Source organism: Thiomicrorhabdus arctica DSM 13458 (assembly GCF_000381085.1).
Lineage (GTDB): Bacteria > Pseudomonadota > Gammaproteobacteria > Thiomicrospirales > Thiomicrospiraceae > Thiomicrorhabdus > Thiomicrorhabdus arctica.
The window spans coordinates 163,648-176,307 of sequence record NZ_KB905902.1; the positions used below are offsets into that span (position 1 = coordinate 163,648).

Genomic DNA, 12,660 nt, shown 5'->3' on the forward strand with positions numbered 1-12,660 from the left:
GTTAGCTTGCAAAGTTTTTACAAAAAGCCCATAATAATAACTATGAAATTTTATTCAATGGCACTCATTCTACTGTTTTCCTCCCTCGCGACTGCGTGGGCGGGTGTCACGCCTGTTTCAAATACCATTCCTGCTGAACTAGGTAGCCCTATGATGCATACGATGGCATCACATGAGTGCTGTCCTTCTTTGTCCCCTAAGGCTTCACAAGCTGCTGTTAACCACGCTTATTGTCCCTACTGTTTTGGTGATTGTCATTGTGATAATGGACACTGCGCCAACATGCACCTTTCAGTCGCTATGTTACCCCATTCAAATACTGTGGTTCCCATTCATCACAGCCAGTCTATCGCGGTTAAGTCCGTTATCCTGACCAGCGCTATTCTCGCGCAAGAGCAACGTCCTCCCAAAATCCTTTAACGCCCTATTTGTAAGGTATTTTTATTAATGCCTCTTGTGTGTTTTTGTGTGTTTTAAACTGATTTGTCTTCTCAATAATGCTTTGGTTTATAGTCTAAAGCCAGTAGTAAGAAGTCAGCAGATTTATAAGGATTTACGATGCAGTATTCTGTTTTTGTTCCAAAGCGTTTAACCGCTTTGTTGTTGGTATTATTTATAAGCGTGGCTACGGTTGTGCTCTCATCTATTGTTTCTCCAGTGGTCGCGGCTGAGGAGGTGGTTCACAGTGCAGACGATGGACATGCTCCTATTGCGACAGAAGAAACGGCTCAATTACCCGGCCTGGAGGCATCCACAATAGACTCTGCGCCAGCTCAGTTTAAGTATGTCTGTCCGATGCATCCGCAGATTATTCGCGACCACGAAGGCGTTTGCCCTATTTGTGGTATGGACTTAGTCAAGCAAACGTTTAAACAGTCGAGCGGCGCACCGAAAATCAGTATTTCTAATTCCGCTTCTGGCGTTAAAGGCTTATCTTTAGGTTTAGCCATTCGTACCACGGAAGTTCAAAAAACCACACTCTGGAAATTCATTCCGACGTTCGGAAAAGTCGTTATGGATGAATCTAAATTAATTCATATTCACCCACGTGCATCGGGTTGGATGAGTGATTTGCAGGTGAGAGCCAATGGTGAATCGATTGAGAAGGGGGCTTTGCTTTACCGTTTGTACTCTCCTGAAATCGTCTCTGCACAGCAAGATTTTTTGCAGGTTATTCAGAGTCGAAAGCGTTTAGGCAATTCTGCAGCCACTTTAATTAAATCAGCTAAGATACGATTAGAACTACTGGGTTTGAATGCAACGGTGATTCAACAAATTAAACGCCAGCGAAAGGTTATTCACAAAGTCCCTATTTACGCACCTCAGTCCGGTATTATCACCGGTCTATCGGTGCAAGAGGGAATGTATATACAGCCCAACACTAGATTAATGAGTATTGTCGATCTCTCCACTGTTTGGGTCGAAGCAGAAATCTTGCCGTTACAGCAGGCCTGGATAAAAACAGGAGTGACTTCTAACCTAACGACAGATGCCCAACCAGGACGTCGCTGGGAAAGTGCGGTTAGTTACATCTATCCTGAAACTGACCTAAAAACACAAGCGCTTACCGTTCGTTTACCTGTTATTAATGAGGATCAACTATTAAAACCAAATCAGTTTATGGATGTTGAGCTTTATGCCGGTCCAAAACATAATGTACTGGCGATTCCTTTAGAGGCGATTATTGACGATGGCAAGAACAAACGGGTGGTTGTTAAAACGGATTCTGGTTCCTTTAAATCGGTGGAAATTACTACTGGCATGCAAAGTGATAATATCGTAGAAGTCAGCTCGGGTTTAAACGCCGGCCAAACTATTGTCTTGTCGGGACAGTTTTTAATTGATTCTGAGAGTCAGATACAGAGTAATTTAAGACGTCTGCTTTCAACTGACGAAAAAGAGTAGGAGATCATATGATTAATCACATAATAACCTACTCAATCCGTAACCGAGTGTTGATTTTATTGATGAGCCTTGCCATTGCCATTTGGGGTTGGATGGCTTTTCAAAAGACGCCTTTAGATGCCATTCCAGATTTATCGGACGTTCAAGTCATTATTAAAACTTCGTTCGCAGGGCAAACTCCGCAAGTTATTGAAGATCAGGTAACGTACCCCATCTCCAATTTAATGATGTCGGTGCCTAAGTCTAAAGCGGTACGTGGGTACTCATTTTTTGGCGACTCTTATGTGTACGTCTTATTTGAAGACGGCACCGATCCGTATTGGGCTCGATCAAGAGTATTGGAATATCTAAGTCAAGTAACCGCCGATTTGCCGGCAGGGGTGTTACCAACCTTGGGGCCAGATGCTTCTGGTGTCGGGTGGGTATATCAATATGCATTGAAGGACAGTACTGGCCACACAGATTTAGCACAATTGAGAACACTGCAAGATTGGTTTTTAAAGTATGAATTGCAGTCTGTGCCTGGTGTGTCGGAAGTCGCGTCTGTCGGTGGCATGGTTAAGCAATACCAAGTCGTGGTGGATCCTAATAAATTAAGAGCATATAACCTACCGTTACAGCAGATTCAGAATGCAATTAAAAATAGCTCGATTGAAATGGGTGCTTCGGTCATTGAACAAGCCGAAGCGGAGTATATGGTAGCTTTAAAAGGTTATGTCTCGAGTATTGAGGATTTGCAAGCGGTTCCCGTGGGATTGATGTCTGATAATCTTACACCTGTTTTGTTAAAAGACATTGCCTCGGTAAAGTTAGGCAGTAAACCCAGGCGTGGGATTGCTGACTTGAATGGTGAAGGAGAGGTGGTTGGCGGAATCGTCGTAATGCGTTCCGGTGAAAATGCTTTGAAGGTGATTGAAGCCGTAAAACAAAAAATCGCGCTCTTAAAACCTGGCCTGCCTAAAGGTGTCGAGTTAGTTGAGGTCTATAATCGTGCAGGTTTAATCAATCGTTCAGTGGATACGCTCACCAGTAAATTAATGGAAGAGATGTTAGTGGTCGCTTTGATCTCTTTACTGTTTTTAATGCATTTACGCTCTGCACTGGTTGCAGTTATCTCCTTACCTTTAGGCATTTTAGGGGCATTCATAATTATTGAACAGATGGGTGTCTCGGCCAATATTATGAGTTTAGGTGGAATTGCTATCGCGATTGGAACAATGGTGGATGCCTCTATTGTGATGATTGAGAACGCGCACAAACATTTAGAAGCCCACTTTCGACAAACGGGAAAATACGCGCAAGGTGAAGAGCACTGGACTTTAGTCCTGAATTCAGCCAAAGAGGTGGGTTTGCCACTGTTTTTATCGCTGTTAATCATTGCCGTGAGTTTTATGCCTATTTTTGCCCTGCAAGAGCAGGCCGGTCGTCTCTTCACGCCGTTGGCTTTGACTAAAACCTTAGCCATGGCAGTGGCGGCGGGTTTGGCGATTAGTTTAGTGCCCGTTTTAATCGGTTACTTTGTGAGAGGTAAGTTGCCAAAAGAGTCTTCTAACCCGATTAACAGAGTATTGATTGCTGGGTATAAACCGATATTGAGCCGGCTTTTAAATTGGCCCAAAATGGTGTTGTTGTTTGCTGTGTTGTTGCTTGTCACTATTGTTTATCCCTGGCAGCAGATAGGCAGTGAGTTTATGCCTGAGTTGGAAGAGGGTGATTTATTGTATATGCCAACCACACTACCAGGCCTGTCCATCGGTCAAGCCCAAGTTTTGTTACAACAAACGGATGCTCTGATTAAAACCTTACCTGAAGTGAAATCTGTTTTTGGCAAGATTGGACATGCTGATACCGCGACGGACCCAGCCCCTTTAACCATGATTGAAACCACAATCCAATTTAAAGATAAATCCGAGTGGCGTCCTGGAATGACCTTAGAAAAAGTGATAGCCGAATTAGACAAAAAGGTACACTTTCCAGGACTCACTAATGCTTGGGTCCAGCCAATTAAAACACGTATTGATATGTTGTCTACGGGGATAAAGACGCCAATTGGCATTAAAGTATCGGGTGATAACTTGGCCCAGATTCAACAGGTTGGTCAAGATATTGAAGGGGTTTTAAAGAAACTCCCTGGTACAGCCTCTGTCTATTCTGATAGAGCGAAAGGTGGGCGTTATATTGATATTGTGCCAAATCGTAATCAAATGGCACGCTATGGCATGAATATGGGCGAATTAGCGGATGTCATTTCCACCTCTGTGGGCGGGAAGGTTTTGCAAACCACGCTTGAAGGTCGAGAACGTTACACGATGAACTTGCGTTATCCGCAAACGTGGCGTGATTCGGTGCAGCAACTCAAATTATTGCCGATTGTGACCCTACAGGGTACACAACTTCAATTAGGTCAAGTTGCCGATGTCTCTATCGTGATGGGCCCGCCGATGATCAAATCAGAAAATGCCCGCTTAAATGGTTGGACATTTGTCGATTTAAAACCGAACGTTGATCTTGGAGGTTATGTCGAATCGGCACAACAAGTTGTGTTAGATAAAATCGATTTTCCACCTGGGGTGAGCGTCAATTGGACGGGACAGTATGAGTATCTTCTAAAAGCGCAGGCTACCTTACAAAAGATAGTGCCGTTTGCCTTGTTGATTATTTTTGTATTGCTGTATTTGATATTTAAAGATGTGACGGAATCAATATTGATATTGGGCGTGGTACCGTTTGCCTTATTAGGTTCGGTTTGGTCTATTTGGTGGCTAAATTATGATTACTCTGTTGCTGTGGCAGTCGGTATGATTGCTCTGGGCGGTGTAGCGGCCGAATTTGGTGTGGTCATGATGCTGTATTTAAAACAAGCCATTCAACTGGCAATGAAAGAAAATCGATTAAATACTAAAACGCAATTGAAAGCCGCCATTATGCAAGGAGCGGTACAACGAGTACGCCCTAAGGCTATGACCGTCTTGGTCATTGTCGTGGGTTTACTGCCTATTATGTATGGTTCAGGAACAGGTTCAGAAGTCATGCAACGCATTGCCGTGCCAATGATTGGCGGTATGATTACTGCGCCTATTGTCTCTATGGTGTTAATCCCCGTCCTCATTTACTTGGTCTATAGCAGGCGTCTATTTTCAAAGGCAAACAAAAATGTTCCAACTGAAAACAGTGCAGGAGTTAAATCATGAAGGAATTAGCCAATAGTTCAACACACACGTTGATGAGTCATTCAAAAAAGCAATGTTTATTGAGATCGATACTCAATAGTCGCTCTTTCTTAAAGGGGGTTTGGGCATTAAGTTTCGCGACTTTTCTAGCCATTCCCGCGCTTGGAATGGCTGAGACTGAGTCCTCGATAGATCCTCAGCTGAAAGAGCTTTTTACACTCGCACTTGCGCACAACCCTAATATAGAAATGGCTAAATCGGACATTGATATAAACGGGTATCAATTCGACCTTTCACGAAGTGAAGGGGGTCCAACCGTACAGCTTATTTCTGAATTAAGTTACTCTTGGGGCAAAGAAAAAGAGTTTGGACGAACGGCTAATCAACTTAGAGCAAGTTATCCTCTCTATCAACCGGAGATAAAAGCGCGTACTGACGTGTCCAAACAGGCTTTGGAAGTTGCAAAACAAGCCGTTAAAATTAGCCAACAAGACATTCTGCTTGAGATTGCAATGCAGTATTATGAATACTGGCAACAGCAAGCAGAGTGGGATTTTTTAGGAAAGGAGCGACAGACCTATTTGGGTCTACTTGAACAGTCCAAAAGCCGTTTTCAGTTAGGTTATCAAGACTTAAATGACCTGACTGAAATACAGGCCAAAATAGACAACATAAGAGCACGCCAAATTGCAGTTCAACAGAAGATGGAGAACGTGTATTTTAAACTAACGGAGTTGGTGAATAGTTCATTTGATATGAGTGGATTTACTAGACGGAATACCTTACCAAAAAGGTTCACTCATTTACCGAGTAAAAACATCAGTAAGAATGATCAGGCCTGGACAGATTTAATCAGTCATAATCCCGCCATTATGGAAGCTGATAATCAAATTAGTCTGATCGGTAAGCAAGTTAAAGTTGAAAAGTTGAGTGATGGTCCGCAGGTAGAGTTGTTTACGTCTTATATCTACAATGACAGTAATGGACATTATTATGATGATATGCAAGGTTTAAAAGGGGGGGTGCAAATTAGAATACCAATTTACCTTTCAGGGAGAACCGAAGCCAAAATATCTAAAACTAAAGCGAGTAAGCAACAGATCGAAACGAAAAAAGACATACTGATAAATAAAATTATTAGGGTTGCTCAACAAGCTCAGGTCTCATATGACCTAGGTATACAGCAGTTGTCATTGTTGCAGAAAGCCATTGAATCAAATAAGCAAGCCATTCAAGCGATTGAAAGCGGCATGAGTACTGGCAATAGAAATATGATGGATCTTCTAAAAGCATACAGTGATCTGCATACAGCTGAAAAAACCATTCCAATATTAAAAGCTAAGTTATGGCAATATTGGTGGCAACTGCAATGGGTGACAGGTCATCTTGCCCAAGCACAGTAGTTTAGAGGGTTTTGGTTTTTCATCTCAACTGACTCTTGCCAATCCCGCAGCAGATTTATAAAGATCAATACAATTAATTTTGAAACAATATAGGTCATCATTATTATTAGTCGTAGAGATAGGGTTTAGTTTTGAATGAGTTTCAGAGTACTGAACGCATAGTAAGTAAACGTATCATTTTGTCAATAAAGCTGTGGATAAAATGTCTATGACCGATGGTCTCGGTGGCGTGTTTAGTTCAAATGTCATTAAAAAGTAAAAAAATAGTAAAAAGAATCAAAAAAGACTTGCGTAGTTTGCGAGATTCGATAGAATACGCCCCGTTCCGAAGCAAACACACTTTTAAGTCGTTTGTTCCGGCCCGTTTGTTATGAGAGATCTTCGGATCGGGTTTAAAATCTTTGAAAATAATAATTGACAAAGAAGTTCAAACCCCCTTATAATAAGCGGCTTACCGGGGAGAAAAGCAACGTAGTTGCTTCACTTTCCCGAAGAGACCTAAGTTCTTTAAAAATCAGGTAATTCAGAGATAATTTATGTGGAAACTCCTTAAGTGAGTGACGATATAAAAAATCTCGAAAACGACAAAATTATGTAGATATGCAAATATCAGGTAGGAGTAATCCTTCCATGCAAAATCTTGTCAATTCCGAGTGTTAGAGCAGAAGTGCTCGTTATAAATATACTAAGCAAGATTAAACTGAAGAGTTTGATCCTGGCTCAGAATGAACGCTGGCGGTAGGCTTAACACATGCAAGTCGGACGGAAACGATAGAGAAGCTTGCTTTTCTAGGCGTCGAGTGGCGGACGGGTGAGTAACGCGTGGGAATCTACCCTATAGTTGGGGACAACGTATGGAAACGTACGCTAATACCGAATATGCTCTACGGAGTAAAGGAGCCCTCTTCTTGAAAGGTTTCGCTATAGGATGAGCCCGCGTGAGATTAGCTAGTTGGTGAGGTAATGGCTCACCAAGGCGACGATCTCTAGCTGGTTTGAGAGGATGATCAGCCACACTGGGACTGAGACACGGCCCAGACTCCTACGGGAGGCAGCAGTGGGGAATATTGCACAATGGACGAAAGTCTGATGCAGCCATACCGCGTGTGTGAAGAAGGCCCGAGGGTTGTAAAGCACTTTCAATTGTGAGGAAGATTAAGTAGTTAATACCTGCTTAGTTTGACGTTAACTTTAGAAGAAGCACCGGCTAACTCTGTGCCAGCAGCCGCGGTAATACAGAGGGTGCAAGCGTTATTCGGAATTACTGGGCGTAAAGCGCGCGTAGGCGGATTATTAAGTCAGTTGTGAAAGCCCTGGGCTCAACCTAGGAACTGCATCTGATACTGGTAATCTAGAGTTTAGGAGAGGGAAGTGGAATTCCAGGTGTAGCAGTGAAATGCGTAGATATCTGGAGGAACATCAGTGGCGAAGGCGACTTCCTGGCCTAAAACTGACGCTGAGGTGCGAAAGCGTGGGTAGCGAACGGGATTAGATACCCCGGTAGTCCACGCCGTAAACGATGTCAACTAGTTGTTGGTCCTATTAAAAGGATTAGTAACGAAGCTAACGCGATAAGTTGACCGCCTGGGGAGTACGGTCGCAAGATTAAAACTCAAAGGAATTGACGGGGGCCCGCACAAGCGGTGGAGCATGTGGTTTAATTCGATGCAACGCGAAGAACCTTACCATCCCTTGACATCCTGCGAACTTTCTAGAGATAGATTGGTGCCTTCGGGAACGCAGTGACAGGTGCTGCATGGCTGTCGTCAGCTCGTGTCGTGAGATGTTGGGTTAAGTCCCGCAACGAGCGCAACCCTTATCATTAGTTGCTAACATTTAGTTGAGAACTCTAATGAGACTGCCGGTGATAAACCGGAGGAAGGTGGGGACGACGTCAAGTCATCATGGCCCTTATGGGATGGGCTACACACGTGCTACAATGGGGGGTACAAAGAGCTGCCAACTAGCAATAGTGAGCGAATCTCAAAAAACCTCTCGTAGTCCGGATCGGAGTCTGCAACTCGACTCCGTGAAGTCGGAATCGCTAGTAATCGTGGATCAGAATGCCGCGGTGAATACGTTCCCGGGCCTTGTACACACCGCCCGTCACACCATGGGAGTGGATTGCAAAAGAAGTAGGTAGCTTAACCTTCGGGAGGGCGCTTACCACTTTGTGGTTCATGACTGGGGTGAAGTCGTAACAAGGTAGCCCTAGCGGAAGCTGGGGCTGGATCACCTCCTTTAAGACGAAAAAGTCGCGAGCTTGAGTGAGTTTTCACATAAATTGTCTCTGAATTATCATGAAATGAACGACCCGGGTCTGTAGCTCAGTTGGTTAGAGCGCACCCCTGATAAGGGTGAGGTCGGTGGTTCAAATCCACCCAGACCCACCATATTGGGGCTATAGCTCAGCTGGGAGAGCGCCTGCCTTGCACGCAGGAGGTCTGCGGTTCGATCCCGCATAGCTCCACCAATATTACTGTTAATCTGTTTTTTACCTTCTCTACTTAGTTAGAGACAGGTTGAGAGTTGATTAACAGTTGTATTGATGGTTATTTTTCGCTTGCTTTGCAAGTCATAGATAGCCGGAATAACTGAAAGTTCTTTAAAAATTTGGAATAGATCTTAGCGATTATCTAGATTAATCATTTTTAAATGTGTTAATTATTAGACGATCGTTGAAGAGCCTGAGACGACGCCGACTTTTGTCGACTCAGGTGTCACATGCCACCTTCCAATGGCATGTGGCCAAAGCTTCTAGTGGAGTTCTTTAAAGGTATTTAAACCGTACTTTAAAAGAATGATGATGCTAGAAAGTATAGGTAAATACATATATATATATTGAGAACACTCAAGCGTATATCATGACAGCGAAACTTTTAGTTACGTACACTCAATAGACTTTGTAATCAAAAGGCACAAGGTTATTTTTGAGTTGTATAGTTAAGTGACTAAGCGTACACGGTGGATGCCTAGGCAGAAGAAGGCGATGAAGGACGTAGTAACTTGCGATAAGCCAGGGGGAGTCAGTAAACATGCATTGATCCCTGGATTTCCGAATGGGAAAACCCATCCAATTATGGATATCCCCTAGTGGGAGGCTAACCCGGGGAACTGAAACATCTAAGTACCCGGAGGAAAAGAAATCAACCGAGATTCCCTAAGTAGCGGCGAGCGAACGGGGACCAGCCCTTAAGCTGGTATAAGAATAGTAGAATGGTCTGGAAAGTCCAACGATACAAGGTGATAGTCCTGTATGCGAAATTCTTTTATCAGTGAAATCGAGTAGGACGGGACACGAGAAATCCTGTTTGAACATGGGGGGACCACCCTCCAAGGCTAAATACTCTCTTCTGACCGATAGTGAACCAGTACCGTGAGGGAAAGGCGAAAAGAACCCCTGAAGGGGAGTGAAATAGAACCTGAAACCGTGTACGTACAAGCAGTAGGAGCAGACTTGTTCTGTGACTGCGTACCTTTTGTATAATGGGTCAGCGACTTACATTATGTAGCGAGGTTAACCGAATAGGGGAGCCGTAGGGAAACCGAGTCTTAAATGGGCGATTTAGTTGCATGGTGTAGACCCGAAACCGGGCGATCTATCCATGGCCAGGTTGAAGGTGCCGTAACAGGTACTGGAGGACCGAACTCACGTATGTTGAAAAATGCGGAGATGAGCTGTGGATCGGAGTGAAAGGCTAATCAAGCCCGGAGATAGCTGGTTCTCCTCGAAAACTATTTAGGTAGTGCCTCATGTATCACTCTAGGGGGTAGAGCACTGTTATGGTCTAGCGGTCCGTCAAGGATTAGCAGCCCATTGCAAACTCCGAATACCTAGAAGTGCAATCATGGGAGACAGACTGCGGGTGCTAACGTCCGTTGTCAAGAGGGAAACAACCCAGACCGCCATCTAAGGTCCCTAAATATTACTCAGTGGGAAAGGATGTGGGAAGGCTCAGACAGTCAGGAGGTTGGCTTAGAAGCAGCCACCCTTTAAAGAAAGCGTAATAGCTCACTGATCGAGTCGGCCTGCGCCGAAGATTTAACGGGGCTAAGTAATATACCGAAGATGCGGATGCACATAGTGCATGGTAGAGGAGCGTCGTGTAAGCCTGCGAAGGGGCACTGTAAGGTGTCCTGGAGGTATCACGAGTGCGAATGCTGACATGAGTAGCGATAAAGGGAGTGAAAAGCTCCCTCGCCGAAAGACCAAGGTTTCCTACGCAACGTTAATCGACGTAGGGTTAGTCGACCCCTAAGACGAGGCCGAGAGGCGTAGTCGATGGGAAGCAGGTTAATATTCCTGCACTATTTATTACTGCGATGGAGGGACGGAGTAGGCTAAATCAGCCTGGCGATGGTTGTCCAGGTTTAAGATTGTAGGCAGAGAGATTAGGCAAATCCGGTCTCTTGTTAATGCTGAGAATTGATGACGAGCCCTTTTTTGGGTGAAGTGATTGATGCCATGCTTCCAAGAAAAGCTTCTAAGCTTCAGGTAATAAATAATCGTACCCCAAACCAACACAGGTGGTCGGGATGAGAATTCTAAGGCGCTTGAGAGAACTCGGGTGAAGGAACTAGGCAAAATGGTACCGTAACTTCGGGAGAAGGTACGCCCCGCTCGGTGATGAGACTTGCTCTCTAAGCTAGGAGGGGTTGCAATAAAATGGTGGCTGCAACTGTTTACTAAAAACATAGCACTGTGCAAAATCGAAAGATGACGTATACGGTGTGACGCCTGCCCGGTGCCGGAAGGTTAATTGATGGGGTTAGCTTCGGCGAAGCTCTTGATCGAAGCCCCGGTAAACGGCGGCCGTAACTATAACGGTCCTAAGGTAGCGAAATTCCTTGTCGGGTAAGTTCCGACCTGCACGAATGGCGTAATGATGGCCACACTGTCTCCACCCGAGACTCAGCGAAATTGAAATCGCAGTTAAGATGCTGCGTACCCGCGGCTAGACGGAAAGACCCCGTGAACCTTTACTACAGCTTTGCACTGGACTTTGATACTATCTGTGTAGGATAGGTGGGAGGCTATGAAACTTTAACGCTAGTTAGAGTGGAGCCAATCTTGAAATACCACCCTGATATTATTGAGGTTCTAACCTAGGCCAGTGAATCCTGGTCAGGGACAGTGTATGGTGGGTAGTTTGACTGGGGCGGTCTCCTCCTAAAGAGTAACGGAGGAGCGCGAAGGTACCCTCAGCACGGTCGGACATCGTGCAATGAGCGCAAGAGTAAAAGGGTGCTTGACTGCGAGACTGACACGTCGAGCAGGTGCGAAAGCAGGTTCTAGTGATCCGGTGGTTCTGTGTGGAAGGGCCATCGCTCAACGGATAAAAGGTACTCCGGGGATAACAGGCTGATACCGCCCAAGAGTTCATATCGACGGCGGTGTTTGGCACCTCGATGTCGGCTCATCACATCCTGGGGCTGAAGTCGGTCCCAAGGGTATGGCTGTTCGCCATTTAAAGTGGTACGCGAGCTGGGTTTAGAACGTCGTGAGACAGTTCGGTCCCTATCTGCCGTGGGCGTTGGAAATTTGAGGGGGGCTGCTCCTAGTACGAGAGGACCGGAGTGGACGAACCGCTGGTGTTCGGGTTGTCATGCCAATGGCATTGCCCGGTAGCTACGTTCGGAAAGGATAACCGCTGAAAGCATCTAAGCGGGAAACCTGCCCCAAGATTAGATTTCCCTAGACTTTAAGTCTTCTGAAGGGCCGTTAGAGACTATGACGTTGATAGGCAAGGTGTGGAAGAGCAGTAATGTTTGAAGCTAACTTGTACTAATTACCCGTGAGGCTTAACTATACAACTCAAAAGTAACTTTTGAGTACGTGACTAAAAGTAAGTCATGATATACCTTGAGTGTATCGATATATAAGAGTGTATAACCTATATACAAAGCGATAAGATCTATTGCAAATGAGAGCGACGTGTCTTAAGATACGCCGCTTGAAAAGAACATTGAGAGTGGATGATTTATTAATCTGATTGCGCTCTTAGTACCAAATTGCTTGGTGACAATAGCGAGATGGAACCACCTGATCCCATTCCGAACTCAGTAGTGAAACGTCTTAGCGCCGATGGTAGTGTGGGAGTTCCCATGTGAGAGTAGGTCATTGCCAAGCTTATATTCTAAAAACCCGTGTTGCCTTAGGCTTCGCGGGTTTTTTTTTGGGT

General features: G+C 44.8%; 4 protein-coding genes, 2 tRNA genes and 3 rRNA genes. All 9 read left to right on the forward strand.

All coding sequences use genetic code 11. The features are described 5' to 3' along the window. Positions 1 to 42 precede the first annotated feature (42 nt). The 9 genes from F612_RS12695 to rrf all read left to right on the forward strand — a co-directional run bounded on the left by F612_RS12695 (position 43) and on the right by rrf (position 12,608). Positions 43 to 420, forward strand: a complete 378-nt coding sequence (locus F612_RS12695; RefSeq protein WP_157760551.1) for a hypothetical protein — start codon at positions 43 to 45, stop codon at positions 418 to 420. A gap of 138 nt (positions 421 to 558) precedes the next feature. Next, on the forward strand, positions 559 to 1,905 hold the full coding sequence (locus F612_RS0111255) for an efflux RND transporter periplasmic adaptor subunit (RefSeq protein ID WP_019557878.1): 1,347 nt from the start codon (positions 559 to 561) through the stop codon (positions 1,903 to 1,905). An 8-nt stretch (positions 1,906 to 1,913) separates the two neighbouring features. Further along, a complete protein-coding gene (locus F612_RS0111260; protein ID WP_019557879.1) occupies positions 1,914 to 5,096 on the forward strand; it encodes an efflux RND transporter permease subunit in 3,183 nt (1,060 codons plus the stop codon). After that, positions 5,093 to 6,478, forward strand: coding sequence for a TolC family protein (locus F612_RS0111265; protein WP_019557880.1), 1,386 nt, complete (start codon positions 5,093 to 5,095; stop codon positions 6,476 to 6,478). The genes F612_RS0111260 and F612_RS0111265 overlap by 4 nt, the downstream gene beginning before the upstream one ends. A 697-nt stretch (positions 6,479 to 7,175) precedes the next feature. Further along, positions 7,176 to 8,721 (forward strand): 16S ribosomal RNA (locus tag F612_RS12700). Between the two features lie 73 nt (positions 8,722 to 8,794). Then, a tRNA-Ile gene (locus F612_RS0111275) sits at positions 8,795 to 8,871 on the forward strand. Positions 8,872 to 8,875: 4 nt separating this feature from the next. Then, positions 8,876 to 8,951: transfer RNA gene (locus F612_RS0111280), tRNA-Ala, on the forward strand. A gap of 468 nt (positions 8,952 to 9,419) precedes the next feature. Next, a 23S ribosomal RNA gene (locus tag F612_RS0111285) occupies positions 9,420 to 12,288 on the forward strand. A 205-nt stretch (positions 12,289 to 12,493) separates the two neighbouring features. Then, a 5S ribosomal RNA gene (rrf, locus tag F612_RS0111290) occupies positions 12,494 to 12,608 on the forward strand. Together the 16S, 23S and 5S rRNA genes with 2 tRNA genes alongside form the textbook arrangement of a ribosomal RNA operon. Positions 12,609 to 12,660: the final 52 nt, after the last annotated feature.

Coding starts and splice junctions, on each gene's coding strand:
- F612_RS0111260 (WP_019557879.1), top strand. CDS start 1,914: ATGATTAATCACATAATAACCTACTCAATCCGTAACCGAGTGTTGATT.
- F612_RS0111255 (WP_019557878.1), top strand. CDS start 559: ATGCAGTATTCTGTTTTTGTTCCAAAGCGTTTAACCGCTTTGTTGTTG.
- F612_RS12695 (WP_157760551.1), top strand. CDS start 43: ATGAAATTTTATTCAATGGCACTCATTCTACTGTTTTCCTCCCTCGCG.
- F612_RS0111265 (WP_019557880.1), top strand. CDS start 5,093: ATGAAGGAATTAGCCAATAGTTCAACACACACGTTGATGAGTCATTCA.